Genomic DNA, 20391 nt, shown 5'->3' on the forward strand with positions numbered 1-20391 from the left:
ACGAGTCTGGTGTATTTGTGTATACAGATGTATGAGGCCACGGGCAAGCGGCGATATCTGGAAAGAGGCCTTGTATTGGTGGAATATTATCAGGAGGGTATTTTACAGCAGGTCGTGCAGGATGATTTTATCAGCGGACATGCAGGTAATTTATTTGTGCTGACACAGTTGCATGCTATACAAAGGATGAATCGTTGCGTTTGGTGATCAGGCAACTGGCGGACAAACTGGTAGCACATGCAAGGATCGCCTCTCAGGGACTACGCTGGGGGCATCTGAAGCGGTCGTATGACTGTCTGACCGGACTATCTCATGGCGCCTCCGGAATAGGGCATGCTTTACTGCAGGTTGCCTGTTATTTTGGGATGAAGGGCTACGTTATCTGGCAATGCAGGCATGGGAGTATGAGATGAAATATTATGACCCGGAGTTGAAGAACTGGCTGGACCTGCGACTAACAAGCACCAACTTAGAGGAAGAGGTTATTATGGACTGGCAGATAGCTGATTTTCGCAGCTATCAGTGACGTGAATGCATGGGCACATGGTGCAACTGGTATCGGATTAGCCCGCATGTATGCGTGGAAATTGAGCACGGAAGCACATTTGCTACTGAATGTGAGTGGGCATTGACGCGTTGCTTACAGGAAGCTGCTACCTTGAACCGTGGAGATTTTACCTTATGCAGTGGTTATGCGGGAATGGGTATGTTTTTATTACAGGCGGGCGCTGTATTTGAAAGACCGGCTTTGCGGCAGGCAGCGCAACAGGTCGCATTGGCCGCTATCAGTTATGAGGCACATGGTACATACAATAGTTACATTAAGGATGCGCAACACGACCGGGATTATTTTCAGGACTGGCAGGCGTAGGGTATCTGTTTGTGAATGTATTGTACCTTATAAGGAGGATACGGTGATAGCACCCCTGATCAATATGGAGACAAAGGATCGCCCCTTATATGGGCATGGGGTAGTCCGGCAACAGTTGTTTAACCGTTACTATGATAAGTCATTACAGGCTTATCCTGCGGCAGTTCTCGCCAAAGATATAAATGAACTGGAGCGGTTGTTCGCTGCTAAGATGCCTGATCAGGATTGTTTATTTATGAAAGGAGTCTGACGAAGTCTGGAAGTTTCATAGAGGATGGTTGTGTTATCACCAACGCAATCAGTTGCTGGAAAGAAGAATGGCTATTTGTTGCAGGAAAGTGATAGTGTACTGCTACAACACATTTTTATGACAGTACCGGCATTGACAGTATGTGCCACCGAACGCGCCTGGCATCATGCCGCTGTTGGGGCTCAACAACATAGCAGCGGCTATTATTATGTACATGTTGCACATGTGGAAGGGGTGAGTACATTCCTGTTAATCATTTCACTGCTATTTTGTTAGGAGCTTTGGCAGCAGAGATGTCCTTGCTGCAATTGATAACGGACATTATCTATCCGCAGGTAGATGTTGGAATGATGTCTTTGCAGGAGCTTGTCTTGTCACAGGTGCGGGTCTTGTTACGACAATGTATGATCACTAAAAAATAGAAGGGGAGATACAATCGTATCTCCCCTTTTCATATCCTGCAAATTATGCACAGATAATGGTTGTGCACAGATGTCCTTCGTCATCTGTAGCGACGGTATGCGTTGGGTGACTTTGGCCTGCGAGACCACCTGCCAGACGCATGTTCATTTCGCTGTCGATACTGGTTAAAACTGTCAATTTTGAGATCATCGATGCTCAGTTTAATCTGGGTTACCTGATTGTCTTTCATAAAATAGTATTTAAGTGTGTGATGCCTACTGTTATGGGGTTTCGGCATATCCCCTATTGCGCAATAATGTTATAGTCTGATACCTGCGAATGCTTTGAATGAGATAGGTGCTCCCTCTATGTAGTAGTATGTTCTCACGCCTTCGTAGACGGATCCTACCAGCATATCTCCACTGGCGAAATAAACGTTTGTTAGTCAGATTGTCGGCTATGACACGCAAATACACTTACCGTGTGTATATGCAATACCACCATCAATTTTGTATACCCTTTGAGATCGAAGTCTGGCGTATAGGTAGCTGTTTTGGTTACAGTACTATGTCCGAGACTCAGATTAAGCGGGATGCATCTGTCAGAGGAATGGCATATTGTATCCAGCTGTTGATCACCTGTTCAGGAGTGAATGCCAGTTTATTCCCTTCGTTTTCTTGCGGCTGTCTTTGCTGACAATAGCATGTGTATAGGAATAGTTGGCCGATACCGACAGTCTGTTGGAAATGCGGCCGGTGATATCGAGTTCAGCGCCGGTGCTGGTCACCTGACGATCTGTCTTCTGAAGCCCGGATGTTCAAGATCAGATACAAGCAGATTATCTTATGATCTGTAAAGCGGCGATGCTGGTCATGAGTTTATGTTGAAACCATTCTTTTTAGCACCGGCTTCGAGGCTGTTACCACGTTGGGGATCGAATCGTTGTCCGATGGCATCTACACCTGACTGCGGTATGAAAGACTGATCGTATAAAGCATAAACAGCAAGGTTATTACTCAGCAGAGGGTAAGTCCGAATCTGGGAGAAAAGCTGTTTCATCCTTTTGCGGTTGTCTTGGATTTGTCGTGACGGTGTATTGATGGTAAAACGTCCGCCGTAGTTGAAAACCAGTTACTATGAATACGGGTTGTATTATACAGAAAGGCAGAAGTCCAGTTGTTTTCTCTGAAAATGAGTGCGGGCTTGCCCAGCATTTTACACTATCCTGATGCAGGCCATATTGCGGCTTCGTTCTGTCGAAGCAAGGCAATTGTCCATATGCGTTGGCATAGTTGTTTGCTGTAGTTATAATCAAGACCAGCGACGAAGTTGTGTGTGATCTGTTGTCCTGTTTTGAAGTTACCACTGATATAGGCCTGTACGGCAGCCACACGGCCGGTAATACTATTGTTACAGGCAGACGGCGGGTAATATTGGTACTGTCAAAATGATCAGGAGTAGTTGTCTGATATGAGATACCATACGGTAGTCGAGTTGACTGTGTATTTGGATTGTACCGTCAGCCGCAGATGATCATTAAAGCGGTGTTCAAACGCCAGTCTTACACTTTGTGATTTTGAACCTGATTGCGGCAGGTTAGGATCACCAGCGTAGTTGTTGCCAATGCGGTCTTTCAGTACTTCGGATTCGGTGCCGATTTTTGTGATACTACTGCCTCCGTCTGATTGCATATTGATGAAGTTGTATTCGGCAAGTAGCGATGTACGGCGACTGAAGTTGTATTGTATAACCGGTGAAGCGACATATTTTCTTGTCTTCAGGAAGTCCTGAAAACTTTGTTGTTGCTGATAGGCGCCATTCAGGCGATAGGAAAAGCCTTTTTCTTTTACGGCGCTGCCCAGATCAAGCGATCCCCGTAAGAAGCCGAAACTACCACCAGATAGTTCCAGTTGACGGACACGTTGCTGCCGGGGTGTTTTGGTGGTGATATTAATACTGCCACCCGGATCGCCGGAGGAGATGAGAAAACCAGCTGGTCCTTTGACAAAGTCAACCCGTTCAATAAAGGCGGCATCGTCAGTCAGCGCCCCCATTGTACTACGCTGGGGCATACCGTTTACATATGTCTCAGCGTAAAAGCCACGCATCAGACAGTGGCAGAAGCATCGAAAACAGAACTGTTATAGCCTATTTTGACACCGCTGGCATTACGTATCATATCCTTTAATTCCAGTCCACCCTGTTCGCGTATAAGGTCGGCGGTAACACCGATAATATTCTGTGGTATTTCCAGCATGCGTCCTTCCATCCGGAGTACCGGAGACATACTGTCTGTACGCATGCTTTTTTTTTTTCCATAATCTCTATTTCCTTCAGGTGCTGCTTTCGCAGACTGTCGGTCTTTTGTTGCGCCTGTGCATTCAGTACCAGTAAGCATAGACTAAAAGGTATGGGTAGTGTTTTTTTCATCAGCCTGAAAATTTGAATGATTGATTTAAATACTGTGTCTTGTATGGTTGCTTCGTAGTATAACTGTACCTGTCAGTAATAGCCCGTAGCTAGCAACAGCAGGTAACAGATGCCCTTTATCTGTTGCTGCCGGCTATCCGGATCATAAGATGGATGATAGACGGGTAGTGATCTGTAATCATCTGCGCCGAATTTTTTATCATTGAAATGATAGGAGTAGAGGAATGACTTCCAATGTTTCCGGAACAGCGCTGTTTGTTGTTGGAAGTATGCGTAGTCGGCAATATCAGTATGCGCGACACTGTTCAGTAGTGACTGTGTATATATGGCCGGATTGTACCGGTATGATTGCCTGATCAGTTGTATATCCTGTGCCCGGCTGGCAGCTGTTTGTGCAGCAAATCGTTGCATACGCTGTGATACAAGTTCATAGTAGGCCATCATCCTGCGTGTACTGGGAGCACTGGTATCGTAAGCGTGACTATTACGATAGATGGGATAGAGGGTATAAAAGCTATCCAGTACCTGCTTTTGGGGCAGGTCCCAGGTTTCCCATTCGGTCTCCCGTTGCCGGGATGCATAAGTTGCTGTGTTTTCATCTGTATCCGCACGACTGAAGCTAAAGTTGAACAACGCAGGCAGGACGATCAGCAGGAACATCCATGTGCAAAGCATTATGATCAGGCTGATAGCAGTCCCTTATCCAAGGCAAGGAGTAGCCAGATAATGCCTGTCCATACTGCGAGATAGGCGGCGCTTATCACCAACCAGCTGAGTGTATCCGCAAGAGAAACTGTCCGGTTTAATAGTATGCTCAATAGCGTGATCAGTAGTACGCAGCCGAGGATGATGGCATATCTGATCAGCAGGCGTAGCAATAACAGATCGGCGATGCCGCCTTTCTGAATGATCAGCAGGGGAAGCGTACCCTGTTCTTTTTCCTGTGCCAGCAGATTGTAGCTTGTACAGATCAACGCAAGTGGCAGCAGGTAGATGATGAGAAAGGATACATCAAAATTACCGGTCAGCAGATGTAGTGGGTTGTTGATTTTTCTTCTACAGGGACGAACGTTTCTTTGACCGTGACAGGTACATAATATCTGGTCATGTCGCTCATGCCTATTGAAAGACCGGAAAAGGCAGCCGGCTGGTGTATGACGGTTTTATGCAGCCGATAGTCCACTACGGCAGGGTGTGAAGCTGATATATAGGCTGCTTTTCCTTCCGGAGTAGTAGTGTCTGCAGAAAGACCTTTATATAGCTTGTCATATTGTGTACTGTAGTCTTTCCAGATGCTGTCAAGGGTATTGAGTTGTCGTACTCTGATATGATGACCAAACAATACTGCAGCAGTTCCTGTTGCCAATATGATCAGCAGTAGGGCAGGGAGTATACCTGTGCGAAGCAGTGTTTGCAGCTCGAAATAAATGATCTGTTTCCAGCTGTTAATGTTCTTATTCAATACCTGCATATTGTGCAATGATTTGTAGTAAACAGATACTGATGATCAACCATAATAGAAGAGACGCGATCATGACCCATTGGCTTTTCAATACCTGACTGAGGGCAGGTGTCTGATAATGAAAAGGGGGAATACTCTGATAAAAAGCGGCGTTTACTTTCCAATGGCTATCATCAGTTTTGCTTCCGCCGTATGCCAGTTCGTTATTCAGCCGGCGTATGAAGTCATTGCGGTATTGTCTGGCGGCATTGTCCAGCTGTTGTTGCTGGATATAACCGGTACCACATAATGCCATTGATAAATGCCGTATTGCGAGATAGGGATCTGCCAGTGCCAGATAGTTGTTATACCTGTTTTGGATGCTTATAATGCTATCTGTTTTTGCGTTGTAAATATCGTAGACCATTTGGGCATAATCCTCAGATGCTTGCAGAAGAATTGCATTTAAGTTGATGGGCAACTGGTCTGTACGCTCAACATGGTATTGTTTTAAAGTGGCGTCGATCAGCTGTTGCTGTCTTTCTTCTTTGGGAGAATGGCCATTGATCCCCATCTTGATAGCTTTTTCTATCTTTTCCTGTTGCTGGTACTGAGAGGGGAGAGGATGTAGTTCTGCTGCGATACCTGCACCCAGTCTTGGTATAAGAATGTTCCATACCAACCAGCAGCCTGTAAGTATAAGCAGTGATTGTCTGCCGTTTTTAGCGATGGCAGATACCACAATCGCGAGCAGCACAAAGATGCTGCAATAAATGCTGTAGGCGACGGTTAAGCATAAAATAGAGATAAGGGTTGTATTATCTGTTGATGAAGTGCCGGAAAAGAGTAATGCAGGCATATAGATCAGCAGGCTAATCAGCAGTATAATATTAACAGCTGTCAGATAGTATCTGGCTTTACTTTTCAGGATGATGTTTTGCGAAGCCCCCTGTATCAGCAGCAGACCTAAGGTACCACTTGTTTTTTCCTGTGTATAGCTGTCGTAGCAGCCGAAAATGATAAAGAGGGGAAAGAACAATTGCAGTATACTGGCGATGGTGAGTCCTCCGAAACGCGTATAGATGTCAACTGGTCTTAATGCAGGAGCGGCCATGCTATGTTGTACATGAGCTTCAATACGCATGGAGGTACCAGTTACGGGTTCAAGTCCGCTGTCGAAATTGCTCAATAGCATTACAGGTTTAAATATATAGGTACCGAAGTGTGCTGCACTATGAGGATCGCCGGTTTTGAGTTGTTCCCATTGTTGCCGGAAATGCGCATTTGCCGCTAACCTGTTCTTTTTTACTTGTGCTGAACGGCTGTGTGTACCGGCAAAGGCGATACCGAGCAATAGCAGTAAGGACAGTAATACAGCAGGCAGGGCATAGGTACGCAGTCCTCCCAGCCACTCTTTGGTCGTGAGTAGTAGATACATGTTGTGAAATATGGATGATTGATCAGACGGTACGCATGTGTTCCATGTAGATATTTTCAAGCGTGTAATGATCTACGGTGTCGGCTTCCATCTCGGTAATAAGTCGTCCGTTTTTCATGATGCCTATCCGGGATGCTACTTCCCGTGCACGGTATAAGTCGTGGGTAGCCATCAGTACAGCTCTTCCTTCTTCACTAAAACGGCGCAGCAGATCTGAGAATTCATTACTGGCATGTGGATCGAGGCCTGAGGTGGGTTCGTCAAGCAACAGCACTTGTGCATGCTTGGCAGTAGCGATGGCGATGCCTACTTTCTGACGCATTCCTTTGGAATAGGTCTTCACTCTTCTGTTGATCGCATTTTCCTGCAGACCAGCACTTATTAATAGCGTTGTATAATGTTCCCGTGTATGATGGTTCCCTGTCAGAGAATCAAAAAAGACCAGATTCTCGAGTCCTGTCATATGTGCATAGAGCATTACGGTTTCGGGTATATAAGCGATGTGTTGTCTGGCCTGTGACAGTTGTTGTGCCACATCAATTCCGTTAACCAGTGCACGGCCACTGGTGGGTGTAATAAAGCCGAGGAAACAATTTACAGTAGTGGTTTTACCTGCGCCATTAGGACCAAGCAAACAGAAGATCTCACCTTTTTGTACGGTAAGGTCAAGCGCATGCAGCGCTGTATGCCGGCCAAATTGTTTGGTCAGAGCAATAGCTTGCAACATAAAATGAAGGAAAATACGGTGATAAAGATGTCTTAGAAAAGTGTGTGGGAGCTATATAGAAAGGGCTGGGGGACCCCGACCAGATGATGTATGGGATAGATTGACCGGCTGGTCATCAGTGTAACAAAGGTCTTCAACTATATAATACAATGGCGTCTGTTGTATTGCCGGTATTAAGGGCAGTACGGCATCTTTACAAAGATGGTAATCACAGATCGCGCATTCATGGTTGCTTTTGAAAAAAGGAGTGGAGGCGTCTGCGTGGTATTTAATGGTGCTGACATCATGGCGATGAAAGGTTTTTAACCCCTGTACATACATGAGAACGAACAGCAACAGGAAGGCTGTCAGTTGTCGCATAAATGTATTTTGGGTTTCACGCATGGCATAAAGATATACAAATGTAACAATGTTGCAAAAAATAAATAAGAAAATATTTTATTGTAGTTATTGAATGCCGTGTTCTATTGTTGATAGGCTTTTAGTCCGTTGAGCGCATCGGTGATCTTTTGCTTCCAGCGTAACTGTGCATCCGGATTTAAACCGTGTGCTGTTTCTGCGTCATACAATGCCTGTTGTTCTCTATAGAGCTGATAGGTTTGCAGGAAAGCGTCTTTGGAGATGCTTGTGACGTTAGCAGGTGTGAGATTGGCAAGGGCAAGTGTCTTCCGCAAACTTCTCGCGTATGCCTCACACAGGTCAAAATGTAGTTGTTCGTGTGCGAGCAGGGAGGGTGTTTGTTGATTCGCTCTTACACTGCTCTGATAGCAGATAAATTCGCTGGTGACGATCACTCTGGCTTTACCGGGAGTATTGACTGTATCGATCTTCATACCGAAACGGCAGGAGGTTCTGGCGCCTACATTGGCTTCGCGTATCGTAGAGGGGTTGCCTTTATAGTCTTCCCAACTGAGTGGACGTTCGGCATGCCAGGAGACAACGGCAGTATCAGCAAGAGCAGGTGAAGCAGTGAAAACGGGTGTCTGCAGTCTGGGGGAACAGGCAAAAAGGCAGATGACAGGAAGGCAATAAAGTATTTTTCTCATGGATGAAATGAATGATCAGACGCATTCTAAACTACAGAAAATATGCCGTATTTCCTGTAAATGCTATGCTGTCTGTAAATCTTGTTTTGTCTGTATACGCCGGGTAAAAGATACCAATAAAAACAGGGTCAATACCGTACAGCCAAACATCACAGCAGCCATTACAACAGCCGTCCCATTAAAAAAGAAATTGACAGTCCATGAGGCGATCACACCGGCGATCATCTGTATAGATCCCAATACGGCGGAGGCTCTTCCTGCTGCCATGGTAAAGGGACGGAGGGCCAGCGCCGTGGTATTGGGATTGAGGAAGCCCAGACAGAAGAGGAAGAGAAAGGTAAAACAGAGGGTCATTGATGCACCTGCGATACCCATGCTGGTGGTGATCAGTAATAATAGTCCTGTTATAAACAGCATGATAGCGGCATAAAAAGAGATGTGTGTACTGGCATATTTGTGTAGCAACATGCGATTAATCTGACTACCGGATATCAATCCGCAGGCATTCAATGCAAATGCCCAGCTATAAGCAGTATCGCTGAAACCGAATTTAGTCATAAATACAAAGGGAGATCCGGCGATATAGGCATAGAGGCCGGCGTAACTGATGCCGCCTGCCAGCGTATACACAAGGAAAGCCGGGTTTTTCAGTACGGAAAGGTATTCCGGCAATACATCTTTAAGACGGAGCGAAACTGCCGGATCTGGTGTTTTAGTTTCGGGTAATAATGTATAGGTGGCGATCAGTAATCCGCATGCGATCAGTGCCATGACACCAAATACCCATCTCCAGCCGGCAATGGTATTAACCATACCACCAATAGTGGGTGCGATGATCGGTGCAATGCCCATGACCAGTACGAGTAGTGATAAGATGCTGGCGGTGTCTTTTGGAGGAAACAGGTCTCTTACGATCGCACGGGCTGCTACCATACCCACGCAGCCACCGAGGGCCATCAACAGGCGTACAGCCACCAGCATATGAATATTTAATGAAAAGGCGCAGGCTAATGCTGCAGCCAGATATATCAGCAGACCGCCATATAAGGGCTTTTTACGGCCAAAACGATCGATCAGGATACCATAGATGAGTTGTCCGGCGCAAAGGCCGGCATAATAGCTGGTAAGTGAATATCCGACATGCGCAATATCCGTCTTCAGGGAAGAGGCAATAGCCGGGAAAGCCGGCAGGTACATGTCTATGGAAAACGGGCTCAATGCGATAAGCAGTCCCAGAATAAGGATAATGACAGTCTGTTGTTTCTTTTGCATAGTGTCAGATTACTAATGCAAAGTTGAGTCTTTGGAAAGGGGGACAAGGAGACTTTTGCTTATATTTTGGATACAAACCGAACATGATCTGACAGGGAAGCCCTGAAAAAGGGGGTATATTTGTGTAGAAAGGGATATTTTTCAAACATTAACACCGGTTAGTATGAAGCGCATAGATAAATATGAGGGGCTATATGGCGACCGGGATGCCAGACCGGATGCCGGGTATATTTTTTCCGAACTGCTCGGTACGAGGAGCTGGAAATTTGACTGGAATATTGAACCCCATATACATCCGTCAATATATCAGCTGTTTTTCTTTGAAGAGGGGAAGCTGACTTTTTTGAGGCAGGTAAGCAGCTGGAACTAAAGCCGCCCTGTATGGTATTGATACCTCCTATGGCACTACACGGGTTCAGGTATGAAACTGTTGCCGGCGGCAGAATATTAACCTTGTCAGCTGCTATGTTGGATACCCTGTTTCCTGATTCGGCAATACTGACTCCGATGTTGACAACAATACGTTGTTTTACGGATTTCAATGGTCCTTATACAGCAGAAGATATATTAACATTCATAAAAGAGGTAGATAAGGAATTGTTTGGTGACCTGCCGGAGAAGAAGATGATGTTGCGTATCTGTCTGCAGAAATTGTTTCTGGCAGTTTATCGTTTGTGGCAGGATCAGCAGACGATCAATACTTTACCCGATAATCATTCACTGGGTTATTTCAGAAAGTTTCAGCAACGCATCCGCGAAGAAGGGGGCCGGTATACGATTGCACAATTTGCGGAAGAATTAGGTATTACGACGGTCCATCTTAACCGTATATGCCGGGAAGTGATTGGTAAATCAGCCGGTCAGCTTGTACAGGATCATCTGCTGGAAGAAGCAAAGAAGTATCTGACGTATACTTCCTATACAGTTTCTGAAATTGCGTATCTGCTCAACTTTGAATATCCTAATTACTTCGCCCGGTTTTTCAAAAAACATGCAGGTGTTTCTCCGAAGGAATTCAGGGAGAAAAGAAATGCGTAGCACATAGTTATTCAGAGTGATTTACTAAGTCAAGTAGGCGTATAAATTATTAGTACATTAATTTGGTGGACTAATAAATACTTTCTATTTTTGGTTCCATAACCAGCGTATTCCCCTGTAATTTATTACCAATGACACAAAAGGGATCAACCAGATATCAAACAAGCAACAACTGTAGTCACGAAGCTGACAGCTGTTGTTGTTGTCGCTGTTAATTGAAGTTACACCTGGCATTATTCTTCGCCTGCATCTTACCCGCTTATCAGACTAATCATTGAACAATCGTATTTCCTGTGGAAGGAGATGCCTTACCATAAACACTAACTTATGTCGTCAGCAGAAATCCTTGTAAAGATCCGCGGCATCCCGCGATAGTATAAAAAAGTTGGCCTGTACTGCGGGAACAGCACAGGCCCGACTAAACAAATGCTTTGGGCGTACTTCTCTGCGAAAAATCGCGGAGCGGCACTTTATTGTCTAATCACTAATCACAAATTTAATGAAAAAAGTTCTCTTGCTCATTACCTGGCTTTCAGGGATGGCACCTGTAACCTTATACGCACAACAAACCGTCTCAGACCCTGTAATTAATTCTACACTCACCGGCACTGTCGTAGACAGCAAAACGCTGACGCCCATTATTGGCGCACTGGTACGCATCAAAGGAACCACCAATCAGGTATTGACGGATGCCAAAGGAAATTTCTCTTTTAAAACGGGACAAAAGCTGCCTTATATCCTTGAAGCGGCCTTCATCGGGTATAAAAAGCTGGAAATCAAAGCGGAAAGATCACCCCTGCAGATTGTATTGCAGGAAACGGAGAGTCAGTTGAATGAGGTGGTTGTTGTAGGATATGGTACGCAACGTAAAAGTGATATCACCGGTTCTGTAGCCAGTGTATCTAAAGTACTGCTGGCACAGCCAGCCGCTGCGTTTGATAATCTGTTGCAGGGTAGTGTACCGGGGGTGGCTGTCACACAAAGTTCCGGACAACCGGGAAGTACTGCAACGATCCGTATCAGGGGCGGCAACTCTATTAGTTTCGGGAATGCACCTTTATATGTCATAGACGGATTTATTATTTATAATAATAACGATTACGCCAATACAGGCGCGTCCAATGGTACAGGGGTTAATGCATTATCTACTATCAACCCAAGCGATATCGCTTCTGTAGAAGTGTTGAAAGATGCTTCTGCTACAGCTATCTATGGGTCACGTGGCGCCAATGGTGTCATTATTATTACCACAAAAAGAGGCCGCAGGGGGCATGACGAAATCAGCTATAATACTTACGTTGGCACACAACAGGTAAGAAAGAAACTGGATCTGCTCAACGCCTCACAATGGGGTGAGCTGATCAATGATATCAATGTCAGTACAAACAGTCCTAAAACATATACAGCAGAGCAACTGGCCGCACTTGGTGAAGGCTCCGACTGGCAGTCCGCGGCGTTGCGTAAAAAAGCCCTGCAGAATCATGAACTGTCTTTCTCCGGTGGTGATGAGAAGTCGAGATACCTCATCTCTGCCAACTATTTTGATCAGGGAGGTATTATTGTCAATACAGGTTTTAAACGCTATTCCGGACGTGTCAACTATGAACGTTCCGTTGGTGATAAACTGAAGATCGCTACCAATATATTTGGCAGTCAGTCGATAGAAGACAAACTGTTTGGTAACGGCTACAACAGCCTGAATTTCCAGAGCACGGCTTTTGCTAATCTGTTGCAGGTATCGCCGGTAGCAAAGATCTGGAATGAAGATGGTTCTTATAATATCAACAGCCCCTATTCTGCGAATCCGACTAATCCCATACAGGATTTTCAATCTACCATCAATAAAACTTACCTGAGAAGGATATTGGCAAATACTTCATTGGAATATAAAATATTCAGGGAGCTGACCCTGAAGGTCACAGGCGGGGCAGACCTGATCAATACAAAGCAGAACTATTATTCACCCAGTTATGCGGGTTCACCGGGAGGCAGTGCCAGTGGTTATGCTGCGGGAGGATATGCATCTGTGGGTAATCTGAGTGCCACCACCTGGATCAATGAGAATACACTGACTTATGATCATGCATTCAATGAAGAACATTTCCTGAACGTGCTGGCAGGGTATACCATGCAACATCAGAAAGATGAGTCAGCGGTAGCGAGTGCACAGAAGTTTCCGAATGATCTGACCTCATTCAATAACCTGAACTTCGCAAGTACCCCTGTATTATCCGTTTCTGATGGACATGAGTCGTCGCTGAACTCCTATCTCGCAAGGGTGAATTATTCTTATCAGCATAAGTATAATGTGACGCTTTCCCTTCGTTCGGATGGTTCTTCGAGACTTGGAAGAAACAATCGCTGGGGTTATTTCCCTTCCATAGGTTTGTCGTGGAATGCCAGCAAAGAAACATTTGCACAGCGCTGGGAACCGACAGTGAGTGATCTGAAAGTGAGACTGTCTGCAGGCCGGACAGGTAACTCGGAAGTTCCACCTTATAGTTCACTGGCAGCATTGTCTCCTACCAATTACTATTTCAATGGAGCACTGGTAACAGGTATTGCGCCTGTACAGATAGAAAACCCGGATCTGAAATGGGAGACAACTACACAATATAACGCCGGATTAGACTTTGGTATCCTGCATAAAAGAGTGAATGTATCTGTAGATGCTTATTACAAGAAGACGACAGACCTGCTGTTGAATGTACCATTCCCGCTATATACAGGTTATTCCAGTGTGTTACAGAATGTGGGCAGTGTAGAGAACAAAGGAATTGAACTAAGTATTTCTTCAGATAATATTAAGCGTGCAGACTTCAGCTGGAAGTCCACTTTGGTACTTGGTGCCAATAGGAACAAGGTCCTGAGACTGGGTGATGGTACAGACTACTATTTTCCATTGGCACCAACAGGATATGTGTCTCCTGTGATTGTAAAGGTGGGGCTGCCGGTAGGTACTTTCTGGGGATATAATACGAATGGTCTGATTACCAAAGAAGATCTTGTAAAGGTATTCCGGTATTATCCGGGGTGTCGCAGCAGGTGGGCGATACGAAGTATGCAGACACTAATGGTGATGGTGTTATTACTACTGCAGACAAGCATAATCTTGGCAGTGCACAACCTAAACTGACCTTTGGCTTTACCAATACCCTCAATTATAAAGCATTTGATCTTTCTTTCGTTTTCCAGGGAAGTTATGGTAATAAGATATTCAACTTCCTGCAGCAGAAGCTGGAGATACCAACGTTGTCACTGAATGCCTCTGCCACTTTGCTGGACCGCTATAGTGAAAGTAATCCCGACGGAAAAGTGGCCAGAGCGACAAACGCGCCGGTAGCACAGGTAACAGACAGATATATAGAGTCGGGCTCCTTTGTAAAATTAAAAAATCTTTCCCTCGGTTATAATCTGCCAAAAGCGTTATTGGAGAGCATTCATGTGAGTCAGTTACGCATTTATGTAACGGCGCAGAATATCCTGACGTGGACAGATTACAGCGGTCTGGATCCTGAAGTGAACTTCTTTGACAATGACAATACAAAACAGGGGATTGATTATGGCGCTTATCCGGCATCTAAAAGCTATCTCGTGGGATTGGGTCTTACTTTCTGATAATCCTGTTTCCTTACAAAATAACACAATGAAAAGATTAGCGATTATATTACTCTTAACAGGTATTATCGGCGTGTCCTGCAATAAGCTGGATGAATCGCCATCCTCCCTGATCACTGCTACGCAGTTCTACAAAACGAAGGCGGACGCCATTGCTGCTGTATCTGCAATATACAGTACGACTAATACGGATGCAGCCGGAGATTTTCCTATATACGGAAGAAACCTGAATCTCCTGACCGGCAATGGCAGTGATGATCAGATATTCAGTCCGTCAAATACAAATCCGGATGTACGCGCACTGGGTACGGCTACTTATGTGTCCTCCAACGACCGGGTGAAGAAGAACTGGCAACAGCATTACTTCGGTATAAGCAGGGCGAATGTGGCTATTGACAATTCCCAACATTGATTTTGATACAACATTGAGGGCGCGACTGGTAAGAGAAGCGAAGTTTCTGAGGGCGTTGCTTTATTTCAATATTGTACGTCTCTGGGGGGATGCACCATTGATACTACATGATCCTACCAGTATCGATGTAAAAGCCCAGAAAATTAAGCGGGCACCCAAAGACAGTCTATATGCACAGATCATCAGAGATCTGACAGCGGCAACGCTTTTGCCAAAGACCTATACAGGCGCTGATATCGGCAGGGCTACCAGTGGCGCTGCGCATGCACTGATGGCGAAGGTTTACGTGAACCGCAGGGAATGGAGTAAGGCATTGACAGAGATTAATGAAGTGATAAACGGAGGATATGGGTATGCCTTATTTGAGAAGTATGCGGATGCGTTTCAACAGGCAACGAAAAACGGGAAGGAGCATATTTTCTCTGTACAGTTCGGGACAAACCTGGGTGCGAAGAATAGTTCCCAGTCATTAAGCAGCAGTAATTTCTCTTCATTTAATACGGCTGTTTATCCCGGAGATCAGCCAGCTGATACAAGCCTCTTCCAATTATTTTCAGCAACAGACACAAGAAGGGATGTAACCTTTCTCACCCGTATTTATAATGCCGCTACAGGTAACTATGTCACCTTCAGTCCGGCCCGTTTTGCCAAATTCATAGACTATTCCATCACACCATTGACCAATCAGGCGCAGAGTGGTATTAATTATCCGGTGATCCGGTATGCGGATATCCTGTTGCTGAAAGCGGAGGTGTTGAATGAAATCGCAGGTAACCCTACTGCGGAGGCTTATACGGCTATCAATACGGTGAGAGCAAGGGCGAATGTCGGTGAGCTCACACAAGGGCTGAATCAGGCTGATTTTCGTGATTCTGTCTTCCTCGAAAGAAGGAAAGAGTTTATACAGGAGGGTAACCGCTGGTTTGATCTGTCGAGAAGAGGAGGCAGTTATCTGTATGATGCATTGAAAAAGTTACCGGCAAAGACGGGCGCTGCATTAAAGGATACGCTTTATCCTATACCGCAGGCTGAGATAGATATCAATAATGAACTGACCAATAACCCTGGATGGTAATCACAACAACATAAATATAATTACACGACATGAAATTCCTCACTTTAAGCACAGTGATACTTGTAAGCGGGCTTGCACTGAAGGCCCAGCAACCTTATCAGGGTACGGTAGGCCGTACGCTGGCAGAATCAAAAGAATGGTGGCCGGCACCGGTTAAACCACCCGCGGGATCACCGAATGTGATCTGGATACTGCTGGATGATGTAGGATTCGGGGCTACCAGCACATTTGGCGGTGTAATCAGTACACCGACATTTGATAGTCTGGCGAATAATGGCCTGCGTTATACCAATTTCCATACAGCAGCGATCTGTGCGCCTACCAGAGCGGCTTTAATGACCGGCCGGAACACCATGCAGTACATATGGGCGGATTTGCGCATTACTTCTCTTCTGCGGGTTTCCCCGGTTATGATGGTCGCATCCCGTCCAGTTCAGGGACTATTGCAGAGATCCTGAAAGAGAATGGGTACAACACTTTTGCGGTGGGTAAATATGGGCTGACACCCGATGAAGATACCTCAGACGCAGGACCATTCGACCGTTGGCCTTCCGGCAAGGGATTCGAACACTTCTTTGGTTTCCTTGGATCCGAGACAGACCAGTATAAACCTGCGCTGGTGGAAGACAATGTGAATATCAGGCCTGACGGCAGGCACCTGAGTGAGCAGATCACAGATAAGGCAATCAGTTATATCGCCCGTCAGAAGAAAGCGGCGCCGGATAAACCATTCTTCCTGTATTATGCGCCCGGCGCCACACATGCACCTCATCAGGTGACACCGGAATGGAGCGATCGTTATAAAGGGAAATTTGATAAAGGATGGGATGTTTTCAGGGAACAGGTATTTGCTAATCAGCAGAAACAAGGAATTATTCCTGCGAATGCAAAATTACCCGAACGAAATGGAGATATACAGGCATGGAATAGCCTGCAACCGGATCAGCAGAAGTTGTATGCCCGCTTTATGGAGGTATATGCGGGGTACCTGACCTATACAGATTATGAGGTGAGCCGCGTGATTAATTACCTGCGTTCTATCAACCAGCTGGATAACACACTCATTTTTGTGGTGCTGGGAGATAATGGTGGCAGTAAAGAAGGCACACAGGAAGGAACCGTCTCAAAGGCTTATACACCAAGAAGAAACAAAGGGCTGACCCGCGATTCAGCCAGATTGTTTAATGAGGCGCATATCAGTGAGATCGGTACACCTGCTTCTGACGCTAACTACCCCTTAGGATGGGCACAGGCTTCCAATACGCCGTTTAAATACTGGAAACAGGATGCTAATGCTGAGGGAGGTACACGTAATCCGCTGATTGTCTTTTATCCCAAAGGCATCAAAGAAAAAGGGATCCGTACGCAATATGGGTATGTGTCAGATCTGCTGCCAACGACACTGGAATTCCTGAAAATACCAGTTCCACAGGAGATTAAAGGAGTTAAGCAGGATAGTCTGCATGGCACTTCACTCGTGTATTCCTTTGAGAATGCCGGTGCACCTTCCCGTCATACAGAGCAATACTACTACATATTCGGTTCCCGCGCGATCTATAAAGACGGATGGAAGGCCGGAGCAGCACATCATCCCAACATGCCGGAACTGAATGATTTTGCCGGTAGTGTTAAGCAGGTACCTGCAAAGGACTTTGATAAAGACGTATGGGAGCTGTATAATCTGAATGAAGATTTTAATGAACAGGTAAATCTGGCAGATAAGTATCCGGAGAAACTGGCGGAGCTGAAACGATTGTTTGAAGCCAATGCGAAGAAGTACAATATCTATCCGTTTATTGATTGGGAAGATGTATTCCGCGCAAGACTGATTAATTCAAGAAGGCATTCAGTGCCGCTGTTAAATGATAAAGTTATGATTGTACAGGATATACTGTTATTGATTAAGAAGATCATTGTAGGTATTATCGTTTTCTGATACCCTTATTTGTAATTGGTGGTGTATTATGGCTGATACAACACTGGTTTTTTGCTTAAACAGATTTTTATGAAACTGGATAAAGTCACCCGAAACAAAATCACCAGAGATGCACTGATCAGCATCTTTCTGTTTGCGTTGCCGGTATTGCTGATGTTGCTGTCGTTTAAGATCTCGGGACAACGGCCATGGCAACAGCAGACAGCAACAACGAAGGTAAGCAGGTAAGAATTGTATTTAACCATGCCGTTGAGGCACTTAAAACAACGATGTTATGTTACACTATATTGAATCCATCTTCACACATCTGAGCACCTGGGGCCTACCAGTGATCATGTTGATCGTGGGTATTGCTGAATTTTCTTTTGGGCTGTATGAGCAGCGCTGGACGCGTAATGAGCGTGTATTGGATATTGTCTGCTTTGTTGTGCCTAAGATAGTCGTAAGACCCTTTGTAGCTTATGTGGGTTGTTATTATTACCGAAGTTGTTGCCGGGCGCAAAAGGCGCTTTTGCATGGGTGCCTTTCTGGTGGGGCTTCGCTATTATTGCGGTAGCGGATGACCTGACACAATACTGGTATCATCGTTTACATCATCAGGTACCCTGGTTGTGGCGCTTCCATCGTACGCATCATTCGGCACCTTATATGGGTATGGCAATGGCCAGCCGTCAGAATATTATTTATACCATCTTCTTTTCGCAGATATACCTGACCACAACCCTGGTATATCTCGGATTGGGATATCCGGTGTTATTTGTGACCGGCGTGAAATCGCTGATCACTACAGCAGCACATTCCAGTATAAAATGGGATAAGCCTTTTTATACGGTGAAGTGGCTGAAACCGATAGGCTGGGTGATGGAGCGGCTGATATCCACGCCGGCTACGCATCATGCACTCATGCGGACACGAGTGATGACGGCGTAGGTATTATAAAGGTAATTTTGGGAACATGTTCTTTATATGGGATATTATATTTGGTACAGGGATCATTACAAGACAATATCCCAGTGGCTATGGTATTAAACATTATAAAGAAGAAGAGTGGTACTCACAATTCCTGTGGCCGATTTTTAAGTCGAAACGGGAGGGTAGTGAGTTATCCCTGCATGGGCCTGGTAGGAGATAATGTAGAGGTATCGAAGTAAAAGATAAGGAGATAAAGACTTCCTGGCAAAGTGATTGCCGGGAGGTCTTTATTTAGTCACCACCTCCGCCGCAACCACCGCATCCGCCACCACAACTACTTCCTCCGCAGCTGCTTCCTCCACTGCTGCAACTACTGCTACTACAACCGGAACCACCACTACTGCAACCGGATGCCCCACCCCAATCTTTGTTTGTAGGCTCACCGAATCCATTCCTGAATGTAGTACTGGAATATGCTGCAAACATGGCGGTGAGAAATCCGATTTCTGCGAAACCGTTTACAGCAGATAATCCATTCATAGCGAATTCGGGTACAATGTTTGCCGTTCTATCCGGGTTTTCGCCGGACTTAGCAAGGAAAATGTCTTTCGCAGCTTTGTACATGGCGACGTCTCTCCGTCCTGCGGCGACCACCAGTTTGTTGATAATGAATAGCACCCCGATTTCAAGAACAAGGTATCCTACAGATTTTCCGTTTATTAAACCCTGTAGCATTCTATTACTGCCATGCCATATAAGGCGACGTTTATAATGCTGATGAGCGGCGGTGTTGTGCACCAAATTTGTCCAGTGCAACCATTAAGGAATGGCGGACTTCATCTGCATTGTACCAGCGGGAGGATATTTCATTGTAGATGACATCTGCGTCATCGTTTTCTGCTTCAAAACCGGGTATTAATGGATTCTGTTCGTTTAACCGTGGTGTATAACCTCGCTTGTTTAAAACGAATCCGTGATCACCTTCCGGAACAAGCATCCACGTTTAACAAGATCTACAATACCGGTTTGTACCGCTCTGGCTCTCCCATACACGAATGCTGCTATCTGGAAAGGGGATATATCATCCGGAAGTACTTTTTTCAGGACATCGACCGCCTGTGTTTACTTTTTTCGAGATAGATGCAAAGGACGGTCAGCAAGCAGCTGGCATATACAAAGAAGAATACGAGGAATTGGGACCTTTCAGATCGAATGGAGAGAACTTGCCGAATATTAGTCCGGAGAAGATAAATGGCAGCGCGCACAAGGCAATAAACCAGCCTATCAACGCCGGGGTCCATCTGATGATAGGATCATCCGGTACCGGAACAAATTCTTTCGGCGTTGGCCATACATCTTCCGGAGCTGCTGTTCCAAAGTCTGGTGGTATAATCGTTTGGTGGTCTTATACCAGTGGAGGTGTTTATAGTCTCCTGGTACCACCCAGTGAGGGGTAGTGGTGAATGTCCTGTCCGAGGGTATTCTTACAGAAATCTATCCAGTAAGACTGCGTGTGTGTCAGG

The 20391-nt window shown here is 45.5% G+C and carries 30 protein-coding genes; 15 read left to right on the forward strand and 15 right to left on the reverse strand.

Annotated features, from left to right (window positions below; all coding sequences use genetic code 11):
• From FEF09_RS32295 to FEF09_RS28865, 5 genes are all read left to right on the forward strand, one after another.
• Positions 1 to 207: hypothetical protein (locus tag FEF09_RS32295; protein WP_222597242.1), on the forward strand; the 207-nt coding region annotated here is incomplete at its 5' end.
• Entirely contained in the window at positions 201 to 413 is a 213-nt protein-coding gene (locus FEF09_RS28850; RefSeq protein WP_146308294.1) for a hypothetical protein, read from the forward strand. The genes FEF09_RS32295 and FEF09_RS28850, both read left to right, overlap by 7 nt.
• Before the next feature lie 167 nt (positions 414 to 580).
• Entirely contained in the window at positions 581 to 871 is a 291-nt protein-coding gene (locus FEF09_RS28855) for a hypothetical protein (protein ID WP_146308295.1), read from the forward strand.
• Between the two features lie 43 nt (positions 872 to 914).
• Positions 915 to 1121, forward strand: coding sequence for a hypothetical protein (locus tag FEF09_RS28860; protein ID WP_146308296.1), 207 nt, complete (start codon positions 915 to 917; stop codon positions 1119 to 1121).
• A 30-nt stretch (positions 1122 to 1151) separates the two neighbouring features.
• A complete protein-coding gene (locus tag FEF09_RS28865; protein WP_146308297.1) occupies positions 1152 to 1397 on the forward strand; it encodes a hypothetical protein in 246 nt (81 codons plus the stop codon).
• Positions 1398 to 1586: 189 nt separating this feature from the next.
• On the opposite strand, the gene FEF09_RS31155 is transcribed toward FEF09_RS28865, so the two are convergent.
• The 13 genes from FEF09_RS31155 to FEF09_RS28915 all read right to left on the reverse strand — a co-directional run bounded on the left by FEF09_RS31155 (position 1587) and on the right by FEF09_RS28915 (position 9877).
• Positions 1587 to 1733 (reverse strand): hypothetical protein, encoded by a 147-nt coding sequence (locus tag FEF09_RS31155; protein WP_186774600.1) that lies wholly within the window; start codon positions 1731 to 1733, stop codon positions 1587 to 1589.
• Positions 1734 to 2157: 424 nt separating this feature from the next.
• Entirely contained in the window at positions 2158 to 2310 is a 153-nt protein-coding gene (locus FEF09_RS31160) for a hypothetical protein (RefSeq protein WP_186774601.1), read from the reverse strand.
• An 83-nt stretch (positions 2311 to 2393) separates the two neighbouring features.
• Positions 2394 to 2582 carry a hypothetical protein gene (locus FEF09_RS28870; RefSeq protein ID WP_146308298.1) on the reverse strand — a complete coding sequence of 63 codons (189 nt, stop codon included), beginning with the start codon at positions 2580 to 2582 and terminating at the stop codon, positions 2394 to 2396.
• Positions 2583 to 2743: 161 nt separating this feature from the next.
• Positions 2744 to 2914 carry a hypothetical protein gene (locus FEF09_RS31165; protein WP_186774602.1) on the reverse strand — a complete coding sequence of 57 codons (171 nt, stop codon included), beginning with the start codon at positions 2912 to 2914 and terminating at the stop codon, positions 2744 to 2746.
• A gap of 60 nt (positions 2915 to 2974) precedes the next feature.
• Entirely contained in the window at positions 2975 to 3631 is a 657-nt protein-coding gene (locus FEF09_RS28875; protein WP_146308299.1) for a TonB-dependent receptor plug domain-containing protein, read from the reverse strand.
• Entirely contained in the window at positions 3631 to 3825 is a 195-nt protein-coding gene (locus FEF09_RS28880) for a hypothetical protein (RefSeq protein WP_146308300.1), read from the reverse strand. The genes FEF09_RS28875 and FEF09_RS28880 overlap by 1 nt, the downstream gene beginning before the upstream one ends.
• Positions 3826 to 4025: 200 nt before the next feature.
• The gene (locus FEF09_RS28885) at positions 4026 to 4628 is read right to left on the reverse strand and encodes a DUF3526 domain-containing protein (RefSeq protein ID WP_146308301.1); all 603 of its coding nucleotides are present in this window, start codon (positions 4626 to 4628) and stop codon (positions 4026 to 4028) included.
• Between the two features lie 5 nt (positions 4629 to 4633).
• Positions 4634 to 4927: a hypothetical protein gene (locus FEF09_RS28890; protein WP_146308302.1), complete on the reverse strand. Its 294-nt coding sequence runs from the start codon at positions 4925 to 4927 to the stop codon at positions 4634 to 4636.
• A 50-nt stretch (positions 4928 to 4977) separates the two neighbouring features.
• Complete coding sequence (locus tag FEF09_RS28895; protein ID WP_146308303.1) at positions 4978 to 5424, reverse strand: hypothetical protein; 447 nt, start codon at positions 5422 to 5424, stop codon at positions 4978 to 4980.
• Positions 5408 to 6832: a DUF3526 domain-containing protein gene (locus FEF09_RS28900; protein ID WP_146308304.1), complete on the reverse strand. Its 1425-nt coding sequence runs from the start codon at positions 6830 to 6832 to the stop codon at positions 5408 to 5410. The genes FEF09_RS28895 and FEF09_RS28900 overlap by 17 nt, the downstream gene beginning before the upstream one ends.
• A gap of 22 nt (positions 6833 to 6854) precedes the next feature.
• Positions 6855 to 7559: an ABC transporter ATP-binding protein gene (locus FEF09_RS28905; RefSeq protein WP_146308305.1), complete on the reverse strand. Its 705-nt coding sequence runs from the start codon at positions 7557 to 7559 to the stop codon at positions 6855 to 6857.
• A gap of 464 nt (positions 7560 to 8023) precedes the next feature.
• Positions 8024 to 8605 carry a hypothetical protein gene (locus FEF09_RS28910; RefSeq protein ID WP_146308306.1) on the reverse strand — a complete coding sequence of 194 codons (582 nt, stop codon included), beginning with the start codon at positions 8603 to 8605 and terminating at the stop codon, positions 8024 to 8026.
• A gap of 63 nt (positions 8606 to 8668) precedes the next feature.
• Positions 8669 to 9877 carry a multidrug effflux MFS transporter gene (locus FEF09_RS28915; protein WP_146308307.1) on the reverse strand — a complete coding sequence of 403 codons (1209 nt, stop codon included), beginning with the start codon at positions 9875 to 9877 and terminating at the stop codon, positions 8669 to 8671.
• 163 nt (positions 9878 to 10040) lie between these two features.
• On the opposite strand from FEF09_RS28915, the gene FEF09_RS32300 reads away from it, so the two are divergent.
• The 10 genes from FEF09_RS32300 (at position 10041) to FEF09_RS34055 (ending at position 18886) form a co-directional block, all read left to right on the forward strand.
• Positions 10041 to 10247: a hypothetical protein gene (locus FEF09_RS32300; protein WP_222597244.1), complete on the forward strand. Its 207-nt coding sequence runs from the start codon at positions 10041 to 10043 to the stop codon at positions 10245 to 10247.
• A gap of 11 nt (positions 10248 to 10258) precedes the next feature.
• Positions 10259 to 10915, forward strand: a complete 657-nt coding sequence (locus FEF09_RS28920) for a helix-turn-helix domain-containing protein (RefSeq protein WP_222597245.1) — start codon at positions 10259 to 10261, stop codon at positions 10913 to 10915.
• A 499-nt stretch (positions 10916 to 11414) separates the two neighbouring features.
• The gene (locus tag FEF09_RS28925) at positions 11415 to 14051 is read left to right on the forward strand and encodes a SusC/RagA family TonB-linked outer membrane protein (protein ID WP_261387880.1); all 2637 of its coding nucleotides are present in this window, start codon (positions 11415 to 11417) and stop codon (positions 14049 to 14051) included.
• Positions 13961 to 14533: a hypothetical protein gene (locus tag FEF09_RS34040; protein ID WP_261387881.1), complete on the forward strand. Its 573-nt coding sequence runs from the start codon at positions 13961 to 13963 to the stop codon at positions 14531 to 14533. Before FEF09_RS28925 ends, FEF09_RS34040 begins: the two co-directional genes overlap by 91 nt.
• A 28-nt stretch (positions 14534 to 14561) precedes the next feature.
• Positions 14562 to 14945 carry a hypothetical protein gene (locus FEF09_RS34045; RefSeq protein ID WP_261387882.1) on the forward strand — a complete coding sequence of 128 codons (384 nt, stop codon included), beginning with the start codon at positions 14562 to 14564 and terminating at the stop codon, positions 14943 to 14945.
• Positions 14917 to 16020, forward strand: coding sequence for a RagB/SusD family nutrient uptake outer membrane protein (locus FEF09_RS28930; protein WP_261387883.1), 1104 nt, complete (start codon positions 14917 to 14919; stop codon positions 16018 to 16020). Before FEF09_RS34045 ends, FEF09_RS28930 begins: the two co-directional genes overlap by 29 nt.
• A 29-nt stretch (positions 16021 to 16049) precedes the next feature.
• Positions 16050 to 16478: a sulfatase-like hydrolase/transferase gene (locus FEF09_RS34050; RefSeq protein ID WP_261387884.1), complete on the forward strand. Its 429-nt coding sequence runs from the start codon at positions 16050 to 16052 to the stop codon at positions 16476 to 16478.
• Entirely contained in the window at positions 16385 to 17956 is a 1572-nt protein-coding gene (locus FEF09_RS28935; RefSeq protein WP_261387885.1) for a sulfatase-like hydrolase/transferase, read from the forward strand. The genes FEF09_RS34050 and FEF09_RS28935 overlap by 94 nt, the downstream gene beginning before the upstream one ends.
• 69 nt (positions 17957 to 18025) lie before the next feature.
• Positions 18026 to 18184, forward strand: a complete 159-nt coding sequence (locus tag FEF09_RS31170; protein WP_186774603.1) for a hypothetical protein — start codon at positions 18026 to 18028, stop codon at positions 18182 to 18184.
• Positions 18185 to 18424: 240 nt separating this feature from the next.
• Complete coding sequence (locus FEF09_RS34055) at positions 18425 to 18886, forward strand: sterol desaturase family protein (protein ID WP_261387886.1); 462 nt, start codon at positions 18425 to 18427, stop codon at positions 18884 to 18886.
• 273 nt (positions 18887 to 19159) lie between these two features.
• On the opposite strand, the gene FEF09_RS31175 is transcribed toward FEF09_RS34055, so the two are convergent.
• Together FEF09_RS31175 and FEF09_RS28950 are read right to left on the reverse strand one after the other, a co-directional pair.
• Entirely contained in the window at positions 19160 to 19603 is a 444-nt protein-coding gene (locus tag FEF09_RS31175; protein ID WP_222597246.1) for a hypothetical protein, read from the reverse strand.
• A 31-nt stretch (positions 19604 to 19634) separates the two neighbouring features.
• Positions 19635 to 19865 (reverse strand): hypothetical protein, encoded by a 231-nt coding sequence (locus FEF09_RS28950; RefSeq protein WP_146308308.1) that lies wholly within the window; start codon positions 19863 to 19865, stop codon positions 19635 to 19637.
• Positions 19866 to 20391 lie beyond the last annotated feature (526 nt).

This window comes from Chitinophaga pinensis (genome assembly GCF_007896845.1).
Taxonomy (GTDB): Bacteria; Bacteroidota; Bacteroidia; order Chitinophagales; family Chitinophagaceae; genus Chitinophaga; species Chitinophaga pinensis_C.